We start from the raw sequence: 20836 nt of genomic DNA, 5'->3' as shown, positions 1-20836 counted from the left end.
GGCGGGTCTGCCTCAGGCGACGATGTTGACGAGACGGCCAGGCACCACGATCACTTTCTTCGGGGCGCCTTCGACGAACTTGCGTACATTCTCGTCGGCCAGCGCCGTCGCCTCGATCGCCTCGCGGCTGGCATCCTTGGCCACCTTGATCTGCGCGCGCAACTTGCCGTTCACCTGCACCACGAGCTCGATCTCGTCCTGCACCAGCGCGGCGGCGTCGGCCTGGGGCCAGGGCTGGTCGAGCAGCTCTGTGCCTGGGCGCAGCGACGACCACAGTGCATCGGCTGCATGCGGCACGATGGGCGAGAGCAGCAGCACCGCGTTTTCCAGCACCTCCTGCGCCACCGCGCGGCCGGCATCGTCATCGGTCCTGGCCTTGCCATAGGTGTTCAAGAGCTCCATCACTGCGGCGATGGCGGTGTTGAACTGCTTGCGGCGCCCGTAGTCGTCGCTGATCTTGGCGATGGCGCTGTGCAGCGCGAAGCGCAGCCCCTTCAGCTCGGCAGACAATTCGCCGCCCTGATATTTCGCCACCACGCCGGCCGACACATGCTCGTGCACGGTACGCCACAGCTTGTTGAGAAAGCGGAACGCGCCTTGCACGCCGGCATCGGACCACTCCAGCCCCTGCTCGGGTGGCGCGGCGAACATCATGAACAGGCGTGCAGTGTCGGCGCCATAGTGCTCGATCAGCTGCTGCGGATCGACACCGTTGTTCTTGGACTTGGACATCTTCTCGGTGCCGCCGACGATCACCGGCGCGCCGTCACTCTTGAGCACGGCACCCACCGTGCGGCCCTTGTCGTCGCGCTGCACGTCGACGTCGGCCGGGTTGATCCAATCCTTCCTGCCGTCGCCGGCGTCGCGGTAGAACGTCTCGGCCACCACCATGCCCTGCGTCAGCAGGTTCCTGAACGGCTCATCGCCACAGACCAGGCCCTCGTCGCGCATCAGCTTGTGGAAGAAGCGCGCATACAACAGATGCAGGATGGCGTGCTCGATGCCGCCGATGTACTGATCGACCCCACCGTTGTCCAGCCAGTAGTCGGACGCCTGCTTGTCGACCATGCCGCCTTCAAACTGCGGCGAGGCATAGCGGGCGTAGTACCAGCTCGACTCGACGAAGGTGTCCATGGTGTCGGTTTCGCGCTTGGCGGCACTGCCGCACCGGGGGCAGGTGGTCTCGTGGAACTCGGGCAGCCGCGCAAGCGGGTTGCCGCGGCCGTCCGGCACCACGTTCTCGGGCAGGCGCACCGGCAGCTGGTCGGCCGGCACCGGCACATCGCCGCAGCTGGCGCAGTGGATGATGGGAATCGGGCAGCCCCAGTAGCGCTGGCGCGAGATGCCCCAGTCGCGCAGCCGGTACTGGGTGCGCTTGGTGCCATGGGCTTGCGCGGTCAGTTCGGCGACGATGGCTTCGAAGGCACCGTTGAAATCGAGGCCGTCGTACTGGCCGCTGTTGACGGTGACGAGCCCTTCCTTGGCTGCGTACCAATCGGCCCAGGTTGCGGCATCGAAAGTCTGCTCTGTTGCAGCGTAGACCTGCTTGATCGGCAGGCCGTACTTGTTGGCGAACTCGAAATCGCGCTCGTCGTGCGCCGGTACGGCCATCACCGCGCCTTCGCCGTAGCCCCACAGCACGTAGTTGGCGACCCACACCGGCAGCTTTTCGCCGGTGAGCGGATGGATGACGAACTGGCCGGTCGGCATGCCCTTCTTGTCCATGGTCGCCACATCGGCCTCGGCCACCGAGCCGGCCTTGCATTCGGCGATGAAGGCCTGCAGTGCCGGGTTGCCTTCGGCGGCACGCGTTGCCAGCGGGTGCTCGGCGGCGACGGCCACGTAGGTGGCGCCCATCAGCGTATCGGGACGGGTGGTGTACACCTTGAGCTGACCGGACTCGCCGGTCGACTCGACGTCATAGTCGAACACCACTTCGGCACCGAAGCTCTTGCCGATCCAGTTGCGCTGCATGGTCTTGACCTGCTCGGGCCAGCCGTCAAGCTGATCCAGGTCGGCCAGCAGCTCCTCGGCGTATTGGGTGATGCCGAAGTAGTACATCGGGATCTCGCGCTTCTCGACCAGCGCCCCCGAGCGCCAGCCGCGCCCGTCGATCACCTGCTCGTTGGCGAGCACGGTCTGGTCCACCGGGTCCCAGTTGACGATGCCGGATTTCTTGTAGATCACGCCCTTTTCGAACAGCTTGGTGAACAGCCACTGCTCCCAGCGGTAGTAATCGGGCTTGCAGGTGGTGACTTCGCGTTCCCAGTCGATCGCCAGGCCCAGGCTTTTGAGCTGGGTCTTCATGTACTCGATGTTGGCGTAGGTCCATGCCGCCGGGGCGCGCCCGCCCTTGAGCGCGGCGTTCTCGGCCGGCATGCCGAAGGCGTCCCAGCCCATCGGCTGCAGCACGTTGTAGCCGTTCATCTTCATGAAGCGCGACAGCACGTCGCCGATGGTGTAGTTGCGCACGTGCCCCATATGCAGCTTGCCGCTGGGATAGGGGAACATCGACAGGCAGTAGTACTTGGGTTTCGAGCGATCCTCGACGGCGCGAAAAGCCTGGTGTTGATCCCATTTGGACTGGGCGGCGAGCTCAATCTCGCGCGGCTGGTATTGATCGTGCATGGAAGGACCCGAAACCGTTCACAAAGCTCAGGATTATAGCGTCAAGGCGGCGCCGGCGCGCCGTGATGCGCAGGCCCATGGGGCGGTGGGCAAAGGCAGGGCCGGTGCGCCCGCGCGGCATGGTGTGCCGCTGGGACGGCCGATGGGGTTTACATGTCGGGCAGGCTGCTGATCTGGTCGTAGATCAATCCCACCATGCCGCCCGGCGACGTGGGTACGGGGATGGCATGCAGATCGACCGACAGCGTGTAGGTCGCCGGGTTGTAGAACAGGTGGCCGGATACGTCCGGCGCGGTGATACGAAAGCCGGTCGCGGTCGGGATCACGTCGAACCCGGATTGGCTCAGTGTCTGCTGCAGGCGGCCCAGCTTGCGACTGGAGACGCCAAGGATCTGAAACGTATGCAGGCCCATGTCGATTCCTGGGGGTGGGATGCGCCCGGTCTGCCACGCGGCGGCCCTGGGGCCGGTCGGGCCCGTGGCTTCGGCGGCTGTCTGCACCGCGCGCTTTGCCTGGCAAAGGCGTCGGCGGTGCCGCCTGCACGGATGCCGTCGGCGCAGGCGACGGCCCCGCTGGCAAACGCGCCAGTATGCGAGCGTGCGCCGGCATGTTAAATAGCGGGAGCAATGCGTTCGCGTATCAGTTGGGGATCAGTTCGCGCGAACGACCGCCGGTGCCCTTGATGACCCGCTCCGACCTACCGCCTGCGTCCATCCGTTCGGTCACCTTGCCCCCAGGCAAGGTCGCTGCGTTGCGCCGTCGCAAGCTGCTGACCCAGGCCCAACTGGTCCAGGCCTGCCTGCAGCAGCGGCTGTACGTGTCCATTGCCACGCTCAAGCGCGCAGAAGGGGGTCGCAGCGTCAGCCTGCGCACCGCCATCGACCTGGCCCGCTTCTTCGGGGTCTCCGTGCCCGAACTGATGGCGCCCGAAGCACCGCCGGGCACCGCCCCGTCGGCCTGGTCCGAGAACCATACCGTGCCGCTGTTGTGGATATGGTGGCCTGGCCCCGCCATGCCCGATGGCCGGCCGGTGCTCGAGCCCTTGCGCGCGGAGCGGCTGCACAGCGGCGATGATGCGTTGCTGTACGCCTTCGGCCTGGACGAGCAGGCCGGCGATGCGCCGTTCTATGCGGTGCAGGCGGCAATGCGTCTGTTGGCGATGGCTTGGCCGGGCAGCCTGCAGCCGTCGTTCCGTGTCACATTCGGCGAAGTCACGATCAGCCGGGACGGCGTGGCGCTGGCCCGCCCCACTGCCGTGCCGCCGCAGCCCGTGGCAGGGCAGATCCGTATCTGCGCCTCGATCCGCGAGCTGCTGGGCGACGTCTTCATGCTGGCCCCGGCCGAGGATGCGCACGAGTGGGCGGTGTTGGGCAACATGCCTTCCGCCTTGCCTTCGGCGCCCGCACTCGCCGGCCGGCACGCGGAAATGCAGCGGCTGCGTGCCAGCCTTGATGCCTGCCGGCAGGGGCACAGCGCATCGTTGATGCTGCTGCGGGCCGGCATCGGCATGGGCAAGTCGCGGCTGGCGGGCGAATGTGTGACCTGGGCGCTGGCGATGGGGTTCGAGTGCCATGTGCTGCATGCCCGGCAGCGCGTGCCGGGGCAGGGGGCCGCGTTGCTCGAACGGTTGATCGTGCAGGTGGCCGGCAACGGGCGCAGCCTGCCCGACCTGTCGCGCTACGGGCTCGGACTGGCGCACGAGGCGTGGCTGCTGCAGTTGCTGGGGCAGCCGCTGGGTCCGGTGCTGCGCGGCGTCCTTGCGGCAACCGCACCGGGCAGCGGCGAGCAATTGCAGGCCGAACTGCTGCGTGAGCTGTTGCGCTGGCGCGCCGCCTCGATGCCGCAACTGCTGGTGATCGACGACGGACACGACGCCGGCGAGGCATTGTGGCAGACGTTGATCGCGGTGCTGGGCGAGTTGCAGGCCCAGCCGGTGCTGTTGCTGACCACGGTGCGTAGCGCCAGCGTACCGGCGCGGGAGCTGGGGCCGCAGGCGGCGGATGCCTGCGTGCCATGCATCACACTCGATCTTGCGCCGTTGCCGCGCCCGGCGGCGTTGCAACTGGCCGAAGCGCTCGGCCATGCCGCCGCGCCGCACCTGCAGGCCTGCCTGGACCGCGCTGCTGGCAACCCGCTGTTCCTGACCTGCCTGCTCGCACATCCCGAAGCCGGCGAGGCGCTGCCCGCGTCGTTGCGGGCCGCGGTCAACGCCGAGGTGCTGCGGCTGTCGGCCGGCGAGCGTCATGCGCTGGGGGTGGCCGCGGTGGCGGGCGAGCAATGCAGCGCGGCGTTGTTGGCCGAGCTTGCCGGTACGCCGCTGAGCGGGTCGGGCAGCGGGCCGCTCTTGATCGCCCGGGCCGGCGATCAGTGGCGCTTCACCAGCGCCCTGGTGCGCGATCTGGTCTATCAGCAGCTGCAGCCGGCGGCACGCGCGGAATTGCACCTGCGCATCGCGCAATGGTATCGCGATCGTGATCCGGCGGCGCGTGCCCGGCACCTGGCGTTTGCCGGCTCGCCGCAGGCGGTGCCGGCGCTGCTGGATGCCGCCTGTGCCGAAGCCGAAGCGTTGCGCGACACGGCGGCGCTGGCGCTGCTGGAGATGGCGCGAGCGTTGCCGCATGGGCCGGCGCATGCGGGCCGGCTGCACGGTTTGAGCGGCGAGCTGCAGCTCAGACGCGGCAGGCCGGCACTGGCGCTGGTCCATCTGCGGCGCGCCGCGGAGCTGGGCGGGTCGCAGTGCGCGTGGACGGCCCAGCTGGCGGCGGCCGAAGCGCTGCTGCAGCTCGATCGCATCGACGAGGCGCTCGCGCTGTTGCAGACCCTGGAACAGCGTGGCGGGGCGACGCCGGCGGCGCTGGCGCAGCTGTACTATCTGCGCGGCCGTGCCAGTTTTCCGCGCAATGAAGTGGCCCGCAGCATGGCGGCACAATCGCTGGCGCTCGACCATGCATGCCGGGCCGGGGACAAGGTCCTGCAGGCCCGCGCCTACTCCGGCCTGGCCGATGCCGACTACGCGCAAGGGGAGTTCGGGCGGGCGCGCCAGCAGTACGAAGCGTGCCTGGCGCTGTGCGGCGAGCACGAGCTGCTGCCCATCCAGGCGGCCAACCGCGCCGCGCTCGGCTCGGTGCTGCTGTACCTGGGCGAAGTGGCGGCCAGCCTGGAGGAGACGCTGTTCTCCATCGATATCGCGCGCCGGATCGGCCTGGCGCGGGCAGAGGCGTTTTCCTGCCTCGCTGCGGGCTGGGTGCTGCTGGAGATGGACGAGGCCGATTCGGCGGCGCAATACCTCGGGCAGGGGTTGCAGGTGGCACAGGCGGCCGGGTTGTCGCGTTTTCTGCCGCTGTTCCTGGAAGGGCAGGCGCGCGTCGCGCTCGAACTGGGCGCGCCGGCCGAGGCGGTGCTGCTGGCGTCACAGGCGCAGGCGGCGGTGATCGAGGGCGGGTTGCAGGCCTACGTGGGGCCATGGGTCGCCGCCACGCAGGCCGCGTGCTCGCCGCCGCTGGTCCGCGCGCCGCTGGTGCAGGCGGCCCTTGCCGGGCTGTCCGATGCGATGTTCCACAACCACCTGCAATTGCACACCCGGTTGTTGCACCTTGCGCTTGGCGAAGGCACCTGGGCAGCGGTGGCCGGGCATGCCCGCGCGCTGGCCGGCGATGCGCGCAGCCGGTGCCTGCCGTGGGCCCAGCCTTATCTGCTGCTCACCGGCATCGACGCGCCGGATTGCGATGTGGCCGATGCCTGCGCGACCGCCCGGGCGCTGGCGGCGCGGCACGGCTATCTGGCGCTGGCCCGGCGCCTGGGCGCTGCCGCAGGCGCCGTCCGGCCGTAGCCGGATGCGCGGTATGAACGCTAGCGCAGTGTGCGCCCGAACAGGTCGAACACCAGCTCGTAGCCCAACCGCTGCAGTTGCGCATCGTAGCGCTCGCCCTCGTCACGCATGAACGCATGCTGGCCGTTGAACTCGTGCCAAGTGAAATCAAGACCGAGCGCGGCGAGCCTGGCATAGACCTCGGCGCGGCCGGTCGCCGGGATGTGCGGGTCCTGCTTGCCCCAGATCATCAAGAGCTCGCCACCGATCTCGCCGGCACGGTCCATGCTGTGCTGGCCTGGCTGGTTGGGGATGACCTGGGTGTGCAGGTCGGTGGCATAGAAGCAGGCGGTACCGCGCACTTCCGGCTGCAGCGCGGCGCGGAATGCCAGATGGCCGCCGATGCAGAAGCCCATCGCGCCCAACTGCCCCGAATACCACGGCTGGCCGGCCAGCCAGTCGATCATCGCGCGGTTGTCGCGGTCGTAGTCTTCCACCGGTTTGGCGGCCTTGTCGGCATTGCCCTTGTCGCGCCCGGGGTTGTCGTAGGCAAGCACGGTGCCGACCGGGTTGAGCTCATGGAAGATTTCCGGCACCAGCACGGCATAGCCGTGCCCGGCGAGCAAGCGTGCCGCGCGCTCGATCGGCCCGGTCTGCTGGAAGATCTCCGAATAGAACAGCACGGCCGGATAGCGGCCTTCCCCGGCCGGGCGGTGCACATAGGTGCGCATGGTGCCGGTGGGGGTGACAAGGTCGGCATGCTGGCTTTGCAAAAGCATGGTGGGCTCCATCAGTAAGGGCAGGCGCCGCATCGGGGCGCGATCGGGGCCGTTGGCCAGGGTCACCGGCGTACAGGGGGCGATGCCGGCGGGGGCGCGGCCCCCCTCCTGGCGCATGGTACCGGCGCTGTGCGCCGGTGTGCAGGTTGCCAGGCGATGGCTGCCTGCGTGGCAGGGTTCGGCCAGGCTGGCTGACACGGACCGGGCGTCGACCTGATGCTTGAAGATAGACACCTTTCGGATTAATGGATGATAATCATTCTCAATATTGCACAAAAATGATCAGTGGCCTGGAGCGGTTGGCCGAAGTCGATGCGTTGTCGCAGGCAAGGCGTGCAACGCAAACCGTCTGCACCGGCGTGCAACCGGGCGCAACGGCGCCGGCGGAACGCGGCTGAATGCTCCGGGCCCAAGCCTGGAGATCCACGGAATGTTGCTTGAGCTGGCCGAACCCACCCTCGAGACGGTTTTTCTCGCGCACCGGGCGCAGTTGCATCGCCTGGCCAAGAAGATCGTCGGCACCCCTGAGCTGGCCGACGAGATCACCCAGGAGGCCTATCTCAAGCTGGTCGAGGGCGCCTGCGCACGTGAGGTGGCCAATCCGTTCGGCTACTGCTGCCAAGTGGTGAGGAATCTGGCGCTGGACCATTGCCGGCGACAGGCGGTGGAGGCCACCTACCGCGTCTACACCGATGACGGCGAGCTGCCCCAGGTCCCCGGCGTGGGCACGCCTGAGCGCGGGTTGCACGAACGCAGGATGCTCGATGCCATTGAAGAAGTGCTGGGTACGCTGCCACCCCGGACACGCCTTGCATTCGAGCTGTATCGGCTGGCCGGGCTTACGCAGCGTGAAATCGCCAAGCGGCTGGGATGCTCGGCCACACTCGTCAACTTCATGCTCAAGGACGTCGCCGAGGCGCTCAGACAATGCCGCAGCCTGCTGGATGAAGATTGAAGTGACGTCCGCCCGCCTGCTGAGTGGCGGCGGGGTTGTGGTGTATCCTTGGCGACAGGAGGGCCGGTATGGTCGCGCATTGCGGGCACGGTTGCCGGAACAGTAAGGTAAAGCACAAAGGACATCGGGGCGATGCAAAGCGATCAGGCTTGGGATGACGCCTGGAACTGGGTGATGCGCCAGCACGAAGGCGAAGGCCGCAGCGAGGCGGCACAGGCGGCGTTTGCGCAATGGCTCGACGCCGACCCCGGTCACCGCAAAGCGTATGCGGATGCCGTACGGCTGTGGTCGTTGTCGGGGCTGGTGCCGCCGGCCCACGACCTGGATGCCGCCACCTGTCTGCCACCCGGCGAAAGCGCCGCCGACTGACCGCGCACCAGCCCCTGCAAGCGGGCTGCGCTACCTTTCCAAGGCCCGGGGTGCTGTACAGCACCCCGGGCCTTGTTGCGTACGCGATGCCCGCAGCGTGGTCCGCCCGGCCCGCCCCGCATGGCGGATGCACGCGGCCACAGTGGGCCGTGGCCGTCCCCATGGCGAGACCGCCCCATGCGGCATCCATGCCGCGCCCTGCCCGGCGCCTTGTGCCACATCCCCCATCGTCACGGACGCAATCGCGACACACCGGGGGCGCCCCTAAACAAATCCCCGGCCTGCCCGTCTTGAAGGCAGAACCGCCGCCCGCCCCGCCGGGGCGCCGCGCCGCGGGGACTGTTCCGCACACAAGGATTGCCGATGACCGCCAGTTGCTTTGACCGCGAAGACGAGACCTTCATCGTGCTCGTCAACCATGAAGAACAGTATTCGATCTGGCCGCAATGGAAGGCGGTGCCCGGCGGCTGGCGCGCCGTGCCCGGCATCGAGGGCGATAAGCGGCAGGTGCTCGACTATGTGGAACGCACCTGGACCGACATGCGCCCGTTGTCGCTGCGTACCTGGATGGACCAGCAGACCGGCAACGCCACGGCTGAATAGGCCCCGCTACCCGCGCCCGCCACACGGGCACCTCCCTGCCGCCCGTCACTCTTCCGAACGAACAGGTTGCCCATGCCGTGCATTCCCGTCGATCTCCTGGCGCTGCCGTGCGCCGGTGCCAGCGCCACCATGTACCTGCGCTGGCGGCGAGCGCTGCCGCCGTGGATCAGGCTGACGCCGCTGGAGCTGCCCGGGCGCGGCAGTCGGATGGCCGAGCCTTGCGTGGAGGATTACGCCGCGCTGGTCGAGCAGCTGTGCGAGACATTCCAGCCGGCGCTGCACGGGCGCTACGTGCTGTTCGGGCACAGCATGGGCGCGCTGCTGGCCCATGGCATCGCGCACCGGCAGCGTGCGCTGGGCCGGCCCTTGCCGCACGCCCTGCTGGTCTCGGCCAGCCCCGCGCCATCGTGCCGCGACCGCGGGCCCTACCCGGGGCGGCACGACCATGCCGCACTGCTGGCCGAGCTGCGTCGGCATGGCGGCACGCCCGATGACGTGCTGCGCAACGAGGCGCTGCTGCAGCTGGCGCTGGACACGCTGGGCGCCGACTACCGCGTTTGCGCGAGCTTCCAGCCGCAGTCCGGGCCGCCACTGCCATTGCCCATCCATGCGTTCGGCGGCCGGCAGGACGATATCGCCCCGCAGCGGATCGAGGCCTGGCACGCCGAGACGGCCGGGCACTTCGCGCTCGAATGGTTCGACGGCGGGCATTTCTTCATCCGCCAGCACGAGGCGGCATTGCTTGCAGCCCTGGTGCGTGTGCTGGGGCCGCTCTCCGGCGGGACCGGGCCGGTGGACGCCGGCCTCCCGCAACGGCAAATCGAGGACGCTTGATGAACGATGTACTGACCCGATTCGAACGAACCGGCCCCGCCGCCACGGCACTGCCCGTGCTGCTCACCCCCGCATACCCGCAGGAGCCGCTACTGCAGGCGCTGCCCCGGCTGCGCCACGAGATCGAGCACCATCTGCCCAGGGTCGGCGGCGTATTGCTGCGTGGCTTCTCGGTGCCGCAGGTCGAGCAGTTCCGGCAGTTCGCCGCCGGCTTCGGCCATCCGTTGCTGAGCTATGAGTTCGGCTCGACGCCGCGCTCGGCGGTGGGCGGCGGCATCTACACCTCGACCGAATACCCGGCGCACCAATCGATACCGCTGCACAACGAGCAGGCCTACACCCGCGAATGGCCGATGAAGATCTGGTTCCATTGCGTCACCGCCGCGCCTGAAGGCGGCGAAACCCCGATCGCCGACAGTCGGGCCATCTACCGGCGCATGCCCGAGGCGATCCGTCGCCGCTTTGCACCGGGCGTGCGCTACGTGCGCAACTACGGCGATTTCGATGTGCCGTGGCAGAGCGTGTTCAACACCGACAACCCTGCCGAGGTCGAAGCCTACTGCCGCCGCAACGCCATCGACTGCGTCTGGCTGGCGGATGGCACGTTGCGCACCAGCCAGCTGTGCCAGGCGATCGAGACGCATCCGGTCACCGGCGAGCCGGTCTGGTTCAACCAGGCCCACCTGTTCCATGCGTCCAACCTGCCGCCCGAGGTGCGTGAATCGCTGGAAGAACTGCTCGGTGCCGACAACTTGCCACGCAACACCTATTTCGCCGACGGCGCGGTCATCCCCGATGCGGTGTTCGCCGAGGTGCGCGCGGTGCTGGCGGCCGAGACCGTGTCGTTCCGCTGGCAGGAAGGCGATGTGCTGATGCTCGACAACATGCTGGCCGCGCACGCCCGCGCACCGTTCAACGGGCCGCGCAAGGTGGTGGTGGCAATGGCCCAGCCGCATGGCAACCTGGACCGCGCCTTGCCATAGCGCCACTGCGAACCGGTGGCAGCCTGCCGCCGCCCGCCCGGGCCGCCACCGGCGGACCGTTGCGCCACACCGTTTCACATTCCCTGAGGATGCAAGATGACAGCCTATCCTGCCGCACGCCGTTTTCCCGCGCATTTCGTGGCCCACCTGCGCACGCTGGCGGCCGAGCGCCCCGACGACACCGCGCTGGTGGCGGTGGCCGAGCGGGATGGCGAGCCTGTGGACCGGGTCATCAGCTACCGGATGCTCGATCTGCGGGTGCGCGCGCTGGCCGCCACGCTGCAGCGTCGCTTCAGCTGTGGCGAGCGCCTGTTGATCCTGCTGGACAACGACGATCACCACGTCGTCAGCTTCTTTGCCTGCCTGTACGCCGGCATGGTGGCCGTGCCGGTGGCGCTGCCCGAATCGTCGCGCCCAGCGCACCAGGCGCGGCTGCTCGGCATCGCCGCGGATGCCGGGGCCGCCGGCGTGCTGACGCTGGCGGCGCTGCACAGCCCGATCAGTGCCGTGCTGCCGCGGCTTGCGGTGGTGGCGGTCGACGAATCGGACGAGTCTGGCGCCGACGACTGGGTCGCGCACACGCCGCAGGGCGGCGACATCGCCTTCCTGCAGTACACCTCCGGCTCCACTTCGGCACCCAAGGGCGTGATGGTCAGCCACGACAACCTGATGGCCAACGCACGTGCCATCGAAGCGGGCCTGGTGGTCGGCGCCGACGACGCCTTTGTCTCGTGGCTGCCGCTGTTCCACGACATGGGCCTGATCGGCGGCATGCTGCAGCCCATCCATCGCGGCATCAAGCTGGTGCTGATGACGCCGCGCTTCTTCCTGGAGCGCCCGGTGCGCTGGCTGCAGGCGATCGCGCGGCATCGCGGCAGCATCAGCGGCGGCCCGGACTTCGCCTACCGGCTGTGCCTGGAGCGGGTGACCGATGAGCAACTGGCGCAGCTGGATCTGTCGAGCTGGCGCATCGCCTTCTCGGGCGCGGAACCCGTGCGCCATGACACCTTGGCGGGCTTCGCCGCGCGTTTCGCGCCGGCCGGCTTCGATGCCGGGGCACTCTACCCCTGCTATGGCCTTGCCGAAGCCACGCTGTTCGTCACCGGCAGCACGCGCGGCGCCGGCATGACCACCCAGCGTTTCTCCACCGCGGCGCTGGCACAGGGCCGGGCCGAGGCAACGCCGGATGGCGCGGCGCTGGTCGGCTGCGGCCGCCCGCCGTCCGGGCACGCGGTGCGGATCGTCGATCCGGTCGCACCCCCCGTGCCGCTGGCAGAGGGCCGGGTCGGCGAGATCTGGGCGAGCGGCCCCAGCATCGCCAGCGGCTACTGGGGCAAGCCCGACGCCACCCACGCCGCCTTCGTCGGGCATGACGGCGTCACCTGGCTGCGTACCGGCGATCTGGGCTTCGTCCATGCTGACCAGCTCTACATTGCCGGTCGGGTCAAGGACCTGATCATCGTCCGGGGCCACAACCTCTATCCGCAGGACATCGAGCGGGCGATCGAGGCCGAGGTGGAAGCGGTGCGCAAGGGGCGGGTGGCCGCATTTTCGGTGGCAGGGCCGGGCGGCGAGGGCATCGGCGTGGCGGCCGAGCTGTCGCGTGGCATGCAAAAGCTGATCCGGCCCGAGGCATTGGTGCAGGTGCTGAGCGCCACGGTGAGCGAGCTGTGCGGCGAACCGCTGTCGGTGGTGGTGCTGCTCAACCCCGGGGCACTGCCCAAGACCTCCAGCGGCAAGCTGCAGCGCAACGCCTGCCGTGACGGCTGGCAGGCACGAACGCTGGACGCGTGGGCCATCCATGAATTCGGCCGCCTGGTCAGCGGTGGGGCGCAGGCGCCGGCGGAGGCGCCCGTCGCGCCGTTGACGGCGGCGCAGGCACGGCTGGCCGCGCTATGGCGGGCTGTGCTGCGGCTGGACGACACGGTGCCGCTGGCGCAGGACGCGCACTTCTTCGCGCTGGGCGGCAATTCGCTGAGCATGGTGCAACTGGCGGCGCGCATCGGCGAGCAATGGGGCATGACCCCCTCGCTGCAGTTGCTGTTCGACCATCCCCGGCTGGACCGGATGGCGCAGGCGCTGCCACCACCCGGCGAGCGGGACGCCGCGGCCGTGCCGGGCCGCATCCCCCGGCTGCCCGAGGCGGGCCGCACCGGCCCGCAGCCGCTGTCGCACGCGCAGGCACGCCAATGGTTCCTGTGGCAGCTCGATCCGACCGGCTGCGCCTATCATGCCGCCGTGGCGCTGCGGCTGACCGGCGTGCTGCAGGCCGACGCGTTGCAAGGGGCGCTGGCCGACCTCGTCGCGCGCCACGACGCACTGCGTACCGTGTTCCGGAGCACCGGCGAAGCCGTGGTCGCGCAGTGGATCGAGCCCGCATGCGCGCCGCAGCTGGTGCATACCGATCTACGCAGCCTCACGCCGGCCGAGCGCGAGGCGCAACTGGCGCAGCAGGCGGCACGCTGCCATGCGCAGCCGTTCGACCTGGCGCATGGACCGTTGTGGCGCGTCGAACTGGCCCGGCTTGCCGATGCGGAACAGGTGCTCATCGTGGTGGCGCACCACATCGTGTCGGACGGCGTCTCGATCCAGGTGCTGATCGACGAGCTGGCCACCTGCTACCTGGCCCGGCTGGCCGGTGCGCCGGCCGTGCCGCTGGCGCCCTTGCCGGTCCAGTACCTCGACTACGCGGCGTGGCAGCGTGAGCGGCTGGCCGCCGGCGAGCGCGACCGGCAGCTGGCGTGGTGGCGGGCGCAGCTGGGTGACGAGCAGCCGGTGCTGACGCTGCCCACCGATGCGCCGCGTCGGGCTGAGGCCGGCTATCGCGCGGCCCATCATGCGCTTGAGCTGCCGGCCGACCTGCTGGCCGGGCTGCGTCAGGTGGCCGCCGCGCAGCGCGCCACCCTCTTCATGGTGTTGCTGACCGGCTACCAGGTGCTGCTGCACCGCCATACCGGACAGGCCGACATCCGTGTCGGCGTGCCGGTGGCCAATCGCCATCAGATGGATACCGAAGGCGTGCTCGGCTGCTTCGTCAACACCCAGGTGCTGCGTGCCGTGCTGGACGGGCGCACTTCGCTTGCGCAGGCGCTGGACGACACCCGCCGCGTCGCGCTGGGCGCGCAGGCGCACCAGGACCTGCCGTTCGAAGTGCTGGTCGAGGCGCTGCAGCCCGAGCGCAGCCTGGCCCACAACCCGCTGTTCCAGGTGATGTTCAACTACCTGCGGCATGACTACGGCGCGCTGGACCGGCTGCCGGGACTGGCGGTTGCCGAATACCCGCTGCCCGAGCCGTCGGCGCAGTTCGAGCTGACGATGCAGGTGTGCGAGCGCAGCGACGGCAGCGTCTCGATCCGCCTGGTCTATGCGCAGGAACTGTTCGCCGCATCGACGATGGCACGGCTGGGCCGACACTACCTGCGTGTGCTGCAGGCGCTGGTGGAGGACACCGCGCAGCCGCTGGGCGCGGTGGCGCTGCTGGATGAGGCGGAGCAGGCGACGCTGCGGCACTGGGGCAGCAATGCGCAGGACTACGGCGCACCGCTGCCGGTGCAGCGGCTGTTCGAGCAGCAGGCGCAGACCCGGCCGCAGGCGACGGCGCTGCTGTTCGGCGACACGACGCTCAGCTACGGCGAACTCAACGCCCGCGCCAACCGCCTGGCGCACCGGCTGATCGCACTGGGCGTCGGCCCGGAAGTCCGGGTGGGCATCGCGCTGGAACGCTCGGTGACATTGGTGGTGAGCCTGCTGGCGGTGCTGAAGGCCGGCGGGGCGTACGTGCCGCTGGACCCGGACTACCCGGCCGAGCGGCTGGCCTACATGGCGGCCGACAGCGGCATCGCGCTGTTGCTGACCGGCCCGGGGCTGGCCGGGCGGGTGGTGCCGCCGGCCGGGGTGCCGGTGTTCGAGGTGGACGGGCTGGACCTCGCCGGCGAGCCGGAATACGAGCCGGTGGTGGCGCTGCACGCGGAGCACCTGGCGTACGTGATCCACACCTCGGGCTCGACCGGGCGCCCCAAGGGGGCGGCCAACCGGCATGGCGCGCTGTACAACCGGCTGGCCTGGATGCAGGCGGCCTATCGGCTGGATACGGGCGACACGGTACTGCAGAAGACCCCGTTCGGCTTCGACGTGTCGGTGTGGGAATTCCTGTGGCCGCTGACGACGGGCGCACGGCTGCTGCTGGCAGGGCCGGGGGAACACCGCGACCCGGGGCGGCTGGCGGCGCTGATCCGGCAGCATGGGGTGAGCACGCTGCACTTCGTGCCGGCGATGCTGCAGGCCTTCCTCGCACACGGGGACAGCGCGGGGTGCGACAGCGTGCGGCGGGTGATCTGCAGCGGCGAGGCCCTGCCGCCGCAGGCACAGCAGGCGGTGTTCGAGCGGCTGCCGCAGGCGGCGCTGTACAACCTGTACGGCCCGACCGAAGCGGCGATCGACGTGACGCACTGGCAGTGCCGGCGCGACGGCGGGCCTACGGTGCCGATTGGGCGGCCGATCGGCAACGTGACGGTGCGGGTGCTCGATACGGACCTGAACCTGGCGCCGCAGGGGGCGGCAGGTGAGCTGTACCTGGGTGGGGCCGGGCTGGGCCGCGGCTACCTGGGGCGGGCCGGGCTGACGGCGGAGCGCTTTGTGGCGGACCCGTTCGACGGCAACGGCGGGCGGCTCTATCGCACCGGGGATCTGGTGCGCTGGAACAGCGAAGGCCAGTTGGAATACCTGGGGCGGATCGACCATCAGGTGAAGATCCGCGGGCTGCGGATCGAGCTGGGGGAGGTGGAGGCACAGCTGCTGGCGCAGCCGGGGGTGCGCGAGGCGGTGGTGGTGGCACGTGAGGGCCCGGGGGGGCCTGGGCTGGCGGCGTATGTGTGCCCGGCGGGGCTGGACGTGGCGCAGCTGAAGGCGGCGCTGGGAACGGTGCTGCCGGACTACATGGTGCCGGGGACGCTCACGCTGCTGGAGGCACTGCCGCTGAACGCGAACGGCAAGGTGGACCGCAAGGCGCTGCCGGCGCCGCAGGGGGTGGCGCGGGGGGACTACGCGGCGCCGCAGGGCGAGGTGGAGGTGTTGCTGGCCGGGATCTGGGCGGAGGTGCTGGGGCTGGAGCGGGTGGGCCGGCACGACCACTTCTTCGAGCTGGGCGGGCATTCGCTGCACCTGATCCGCGTACATCAGCTGTTGCAGGCGCGGCTGCAGCGCGGCATCGCGCTGGTGGACCTGTTCAAGTACCCGAGCGTGGCGGCGCTGGCAAGCTGGATCGGTTCGGGGATCCCCGCTGCCGGGCCGGACCCGTCCACCGGGCACGACGCGGCGCATGCGCAGCGCCGGCGTGCCGCGTTGCGTCGACGCGCCGAAGAGAGGGCCGAATGATGCAGCAACCGCATCCGGGCGATGAGGCCAACGGCCTTGAGATCGCCATCGTCGGCATGGCCGGCCGCTTTCCCGGCGCCGCCGACATCGACGCCTTCTGGCGCAACCTGCGCGATGGCGTGGAATCGGTGGTGACCTACAGCGACGCGCAACTGCGCGAGCGGGGCGTGCCGCAGGCGCTGCTGGACGATCCCGACTACGTGAAGGCCGGCATGCCGCTGGACGGCATCGACCAGTTCGACGCCGGCTTCTTCGGCTACACCCCGCGCGACGCCGAGCACCTGGACCCGCAGCAGCGCCTGTTCCTGGAGTGCGCCTGGGCGGCGCTGGAGCATGCCGGCTATGACGCCGGACGCTGTCCCACCCGTACCGGGGTCTATGGCGGCAGCGGCGCCAGCCTGTATCTGATCCGGCACCTGCTGCCGCACTGCACACTGGCCGACGGCGGCAACATCGCCGAACTGCTGGGCCTCTTGGGCGGCAACATGGCCGATGCGCTGTGCACCCGGGTCGCCTACAAGCTCAACCTGAAAGGGCCGGCAGTGACGGTCCAGACCGCCTGCTCGACCTCGCTGACGGCGGTGCACACCGCCTGCCAGGGGCTGCTGGGGCACGAATGCGATCTGGCGCTGGCCGGGGGCGTCTCGCTCAACCTGCTGCAGAATGGCGGCTATCGCTATCAGGCGGGGGCCATCCTGTCGCCCGACGGCCATTGCCGCGCCTTCGACAGCCGCGCCGCCGGCACGCTGCTGGGCAGCGGCGCCGGCGTCGTCGTGCTCAAACGGCTCGACGACGCGCTGCGCGACGGCGATACCGTGCACGCGGTGATCAAGGGCAGCGCCGCCAACAACGACGGCGCGGACAAGGTGGGCTTCACCGCGCCCGGCGTGGCCGGGCAGGCGGGGGTGATCCGCACCGCCCAACTGGTGGCCGGGGTCACCGCCGACACCATCGGCTACATCGAAGCCCACGGCACCGGCACGGTGCTGGGCGATCCGATCGAGATCGCCGCGTTGACCCAGGCATTCCGCGCCGATACCACAGCACGCGGTTGCTGCGCCATCGGCTCGGTCAAGACCAACATCGGCCATCTGGATGCGGCGGCCGGCGTGGCCGGCCTGATCAAGACGGTGCTGGCGCTCAAGCATCGCACGCTGCCCGCCAGCCTGCATTTCGAGCAGCCCAACCCGCAGCTGAACCTCGCGGACAGCCCGTTCTACGTCAATGCGGCGACCCGGCCCTGGCCGCAGACCGCGCATCCGCGCCGCGCAGGGGTCAGCTCGTTCGGTTTTGGCGGCACCAATGTGCACGTGGTGCTCGAGGAAGCGCCGTCAGCACCGCCGCCGAATGACGCCGGCTGCCGGGTACTGCTGCTGTCGGCGCGCAGCGCCGACGCGCTGGCGCAAAGCTGCCGCCGGCTGGCTGACCACCTGGAGGCGCATCCCGGGCTGCCGCTGGCCGATGTGGCGCACACGTTGTGCGCCGGGCGCCGGCGCTTCGCCGGGCGTGCAGCGGCGGTGGGCGACGGGTGTGCGGCGTTGATCCAGGCGCTGCGTGCGCAGGACGGGCCGGGTTTCCACGCCGGGTCGGCGCTGTCCGCCGCACCGGCGGTGGCCTTCCTGTTCCCCGGTCAGGGCGCGCAGCACGCGGCGATGGGGGCGGCGCTCTATCGCAGCGAGGCGGTGTTCCGCGACACGGTGGACCGGTGCAGCACGCTGCTGCTGCCGCAGCTGGGCATCGACCTGCGCACGCTGCTGCTGACCGATGCCGCAGACGAGGCCGAAGCGGCCGTCCGGCTGGCGCAGACCGCGCTCACCCAGCCGGCGCTGTTCGTGGTCGAGTATGCGCTCGCCCAGTTGTGGCTGAGCTGGGGCGTGCGGCCGGATGCCATGCTGGGCCACAGCATCGGCGAATATGTGGCGGCCTGCGTGGCCGGCGTGTTCGGGCTGGAGGGCGCGTTGACGCTGGTGGCCGCACGCGGCCGGCTGCTGCAGGCGATGCCGCCCGGCGCGATGCTGGCCGTCGCTCTGCCAGAGGCACAGCTGGCACCCTGGCTGCAGGCCGGTTGCGATCTGGCCGCCGTCAACGCGGCGGACCTGTGCGTATTGTCCGGCCCGGAAGACGCGATCGCGGCGGCCGGACAGGCGCTGGCCGCGCGCGGCGTCGCGGTGCGGCGCCTGCAGGTGTCGCATGCGTTCCATTCCGCATCGATCGAACCCTTGCTGGGCGAGTTCGGGACCGTGTTGTCCCGGGTCGCCTTCTCGGCACCGCAGCTTCCGTTCGTCTCCAACCTCAGCGGCCGCTGGATCACCGCGGAGGAAGCCTGCAGCCCCGACTACTGGATGCGCCACGCGCGCGGCACGGTGCGCTTTGCCGACGGGCTCGGCACGCTGCTGGCGCGGGCCGATCGCATCCTGCTGGAGGTCGGGCCGGGCGAGACCCTGAGCACGCTGGCGCGTCGCCATCCCGCCGCTGCCGGCCGACCCATCCTGGCGTCCCAGTGCCATCCGCAGCGCCGAGATCGGAACGCCGCGCAGCCGGCGGATTGCCTCGCGCAACTGTGGGTGGCCGGCATCGACCTGGACACAGCGGCGGTGACCGCCCCGGGGACGCCGCGCCGCCGCGTGCCGCTGCCCACGTATCCGTTCGAACGGCAGCGCTACTGGATCGATCCGCCGACCGCCGCAGTGCCTGCGGTGCCCATGGCAACCGCCTTCGCTGCCGCCGCGCACGACGGCCGCTACCTGCCGGGCTACCGGCGCATCGATGCCGCGCCCGCTGCCGCATCGGGTGCCACGCCGGTGCTGCTGTTCGCCGGCACGCAGCCGCTGGCCGAACGGCTTGCCGAGCAACTGGGCGGGCTGGGCCGGCAGGTGATCCGGGTGGTGCCGGGCGGGCACTATGCCGCGCTGGCTGCGGACCGCTACCAGCTGCGGCCCGGCGAACGCGCGGATTACGACGCCCTGCTGCGCGCCGTCACCGCGCAATACGGTGCCCCGGCCCGCCTCGTCCACCTGTGGACGCTGGATGCGCCGCAGCTGGACGAGGCGGCGCAGCTGGAACACGGCTTCTTCAGCCTGCTGGCGTTGGCGCAGGCCGTGGCGCACGGTGCTGATCCGCTCCGGGCTACGCTCACCGTGATCGCCCAGGGGTTGGAGGATGTGACCGGCGACGAGTCGCTGTATCCGTGCCTGGCGACCCTGCACGGCCCATGCAAGGTGATACCGCAGGAGCTGCCCGGGCTGGGCTGCCGGTTGATCGACGTGGTGCCGCCGCCAGTCGGCAGTGTGCTCGAAGCCCGGCTCGCCGCCTGCCTCGCCGCTGAAACCGACTGCCCGGACGGCCCGCCGCTGGTCGCCTATCGCGGCCTGCACCGCTGGCTGCCCGAGTACCGGCCGGCACCGCGCGATGTGCCCGCAACGCCGCGGCTGCGGCAAGGCGGCACCTATCTGATCACCGGCGGGCTGGGCGGCATCGGCCTGGCGCTGGCCCGGCAACTGGCCGGACGCTGGCAGGCGCGGCTGGTGCTGCTGGCCCGCACGCCGGCCAAGGCGCAGCCGGCGCTCGATGCGCTCGCGGCCAGCGGGGCGCAGGTGCTGGCACTGGCGGCGGACGTGGCCGATGCCGCTGCGCTGCAGGCTGCGCTGGCGCAGGCGCGGCAACGCTTCGGCAGGATCGATGGCGTGATCCACGCGGCCGGCGTGCCCGGGGGCGGCATGATCGCGGACCGGTCCCGCGCGGCGGTCGACGCGGTGTTCGCCCCCAAGCTGCGCGGCACACAGCTGCTGTTGGCCGCGCTGCAGCACGAACCGCCGGATTTCGTGCTGCTGTGCGCATCGCTGACCGCGCTCGCCGGCGGGTTCGGCCAGATCGACTATTGCGCCGCCAACGCCTTCCAGGATGCCTATGCCGCCCACGCGGCCCGGCAAGGCGGACCGGCGGTGTTCTCGGTCGACTGGGATACCTGGCGTGGCATCGGCATGGCTGCCGGGCAGACCTTGCCGGACGACGCCGGGCTGGACGCGGCGCGCGGCGCCGCGCTGTTCGAGCAGGTGGTGTGCGGACCGTTGGCGCCACGCACCGTGATCAGCAGCATCGATCTGCAGACGCAGCTCGAACGGATGCGTCCCGATGCGCTGCTGGCGCGGGCACTGCCCACCCGCCCGGCCGAGCGTCCACGCCGGGCCCGTCCGACGCTGTCCACGCCCTACACCATGCCGGCCGAGGGGCTGGAACAGGATCTTGCCGCGCTGTGGACCGGGTTTCTCGGCATCGATCCCATCGGCATGCACGACAACCTGTTCGAGCTGGGCGGCGATTCGCTGCTGGCGATCCAACTGCTGGCCCAGGTCGGCCATGCCTACGGCGTGACGCTGCACCCGGCCGCCTTCCTGCGCACCCCGACGCTCGCCGCGCTGGCGGTGCTCGTCGAAACCCGTCTGATCGAAGAGATCGAAAACGCCGACGCGCCTGCCGATCCCGCGCCCGCAACCCTTTGAGAATC

At 70.2% G+C, this 20836-nt stretch carries 11 protein-coding genes; 8 read left to right on the top strand and 3 right to left on the bottom strand.

What is annotated here, in order from left to right; all coding sequences use genetic code 11:
• Window positions 1-12: 12 nt before the first annotated feature.
• Together leuS and N8I74_RS00500 are read right to left on the bottom strand one after the other, a co-directional pair.
• A complete protein-coding gene (gene leuS, locus N8I74_RS00505) occupies window positions 13-2628 on the bottom strand; it encodes a leucine--tRNA ligase (RefSeq protein WP_263124942.1) in 2616 nt (871 codons plus the stop codon).
• Between the two features lie 149 nt (window positions 2629-2777).
• Window positions 2778-3041: a hypothetical protein gene (locus N8I74_RS00500; RefSeq protein WP_263124941.1), complete on the bottom strand. Its 264-nt coding sequence runs from the start codon at window positions 3039-3041 to the stop codon at window positions 2778-2780.
• Window positions 3042-3310: 269 nt separating this feature from the next.
• On the opposite strand from N8I74_RS00500, the gene N8I74_RS00495 reads away from it, so the two are divergent.
• The gene (locus tag N8I74_RS00495) at window positions 3311-6457 is read left to right on the top strand and encodes an AAA family ATPase (RefSeq protein ID WP_263124940.1); all 3147 of its coding nucleotides are present in this window, start codon (window positions 3311-3313) and stop codon (window positions 6455-6457) included.
• A 20-nt stretch (window positions 6458-6477) separates the two neighbouring features.
• Here N8I74_RS00495 and N8I74_RS00490 read toward each other — a convergent pair whose 3' ends face one another.
• Window positions 6478-7215: a dienelactone hydrolase family protein gene (locus N8I74_RS00490; RefSeq protein ID WP_263124939.1), complete on the bottom strand. Its 738-nt coding sequence runs from the start codon at window positions 7213-7215 to the stop codon at window positions 6478-6480.
• A 430-nt stretch (window positions 7216-7645) separates the two neighbouring features.
• Here N8I74_RS00490 and N8I74_RS00485 point away from each other — a divergent pair, with 430 nt between their 5' ends.
• The 7 genes from N8I74_RS00485 to N8I74_RS00455 all read left to right on the top strand — a co-directional run bounded on the left by N8I74_RS00485 (window position 7646) and on the right by N8I74_RS00455 (window position 20831).
• Window positions 7646-8170 carry a sigma-70 family RNA polymerase sigma factor gene (locus N8I74_RS00485; protein WP_263124938.1) on the top strand — a complete coding sequence of 175 codons (525 nt, stop codon included), beginning with the start codon at window positions 7646-7648 and terminating at the stop codon, window positions 8168-8170.
• A 132-nt stretch (window positions 8171-8302) separates the two neighbouring features.
• A complete protein-coding gene (locus N8I74_RS00480) occupies window positions 8303-8539 on the top strand; it encodes a FecR/PupR family sigma factor regulator (protein WP_263124937.1) in 237 nt (78 codons plus the stop codon).
• Between the two features lie 363 nt (window positions 8540-8902).
• Complete coding sequence (locus N8I74_RS00475) at window positions 8903-9142, top strand: MbtH family protein (RefSeq protein ID WP_263124936.1); 240 nt, start codon at window positions 8903-8905, stop codon at window positions 9140-9142.
• A 72-nt stretch (window positions 9143-9214) separates the two neighbouring features.
• Window positions 9215-9976 (top strand): thioesterase II family protein, encoded by a 762-nt coding sequence (locus N8I74_RS00470; RefSeq protein ID WP_263124935.1) that lies wholly within the window; start codon window positions 9215-9217, stop codon window positions 9974-9976.
• Window positions 9976-10959: a TauD/TfdA family dioxygenase gene (locus N8I74_RS00465; RefSeq protein WP_263124934.1), complete on the top strand. Its 984-nt coding sequence runs from the start codon at window positions 9976-9978 to the stop codon at window positions 10957-10959. The genes N8I74_RS00470 and N8I74_RS00465 overlap by 1 nt, the downstream gene beginning before the upstream one ends.
• A 96-nt stretch (window positions 10960-11055) precedes the next feature.
• Window positions 11056-16332 carry a non-ribosomal peptide synthetase gene (locus N8I74_RS00460; protein ID WP_263124933.1) on the top strand — a complete coding sequence of 1759 codons (5277 nt, stop codon included), beginning with the start codon at window positions 11056-11058 and terminating at the stop codon, window positions 16330-16332.
• A complete protein-coding gene (locus N8I74_RS00455) occupies window positions 16329-20831 on the top strand; it encodes a type I polyketide synthase (RefSeq protein ID WP_263124932.1) in 4503 nt (1500 codons plus the stop codon). The genes N8I74_RS00460 and N8I74_RS00455 overlap by 4 nt, the downstream gene beginning before the upstream one ends.
• The last annotated feature ends 5 nt before the right edge of the window (window positions 20832-20836 follow it).

Origin of the sequence: Chitiniphilus purpureus, assembly GCF_025642115.1 — a bacterium.
Taxonomy (GTDB): Bacteria; Pseudomonadota; Gammaproteobacteria; order Burkholderiales; family Chitinibacteraceae; genus Chitiniphilus; species Chitiniphilus purpureus.
Note: the sequence above shows the minus strand (reverse complement) of the source record. Positions and strands in the feature narration are given on the sequence as shown.

What these genes read in the sequence shown, in the direction of transcription:
- leuS (WP_263124942.1), bottom strand. Translation starts at nt 2,628, where the DNA reads ATGCACGATCAATACCAGCCGCGCGAGATTGAGCTCGCCGCCCAGTCC.
- N8I74_RS00500 (WP_263124941.1), bottom strand. Translation starts at nt 3,041, where the DNA reads ATGGGCCTGCATACGTTTCAGATCCTTGGCGTCTCCAGTCGCAAGCTG.
- N8I74_RS00495 (WP_263124940.1), top strand. Translation starts at nt 3,311, where the DNA reads ATGACCCGCTCCGACCTACCGCCTGCGTCCATCCGTTCGGTCACCTTG.
- N8I74_RS00490 (WP_263124939.1), bottom strand. Translation starts at nt 7,215, where the DNA reads ATGCTTTTGCAAAGCCAGCATGCCGACCTTGTCACCCCCACCGGCACC.
- N8I74_RS00485 (WP_263124938.1), top strand. Translation starts at nt 7,646, where the DNA reads ATGTTGCTTGAGCTGGCCGAACCCACCCTCGAGACGGTTTTTCTCGCG.
- N8I74_RS00480 (WP_263124937.1), top strand. Translation starts at nt 8,303, where the DNA reads ATGCAAAGCGATCAGGCTTGGGATGACGCCTGGAACTGGGTGATGCGC.
- N8I74_RS00475 (WP_263124936.1), top strand. Translation starts at nt 8,903, where the DNA reads ATGACCGCCAGTTGCTTTGACCGCGAAGACGAGACCTTCATCGTGCTC.
- N8I74_RS00470 (WP_263124935.1), top strand. Translation starts at nt 9,215, where the DNA reads ATGCCGTGCATTCCCGTCGATCTCCTGGCGCTGCCGTGCGCCGGTGCC.
- N8I74_RS00465 (WP_263124934.1), top strand. Translation starts at nt 9,976, where the DNA reads ATGAACGATGTACTGACCCGATTCGAACGAACCGGCCCCGCCGCCACG.
- N8I74_RS00460 (WP_263124933.1), top strand. Translation starts at nt 11,056, where the DNA reads ATGACAGCCTATCCTGCCGCACGCCGTTTTCCCGCGCATTTCGTGGCC.
- N8I74_RS00455 (WP_263124932.1), top strand. Translation starts at nt 16,329, where the DNA reads ATGATGCAGCAACCGCATCCGGGCGATGAGGCCAACGGCCTTGAGATC.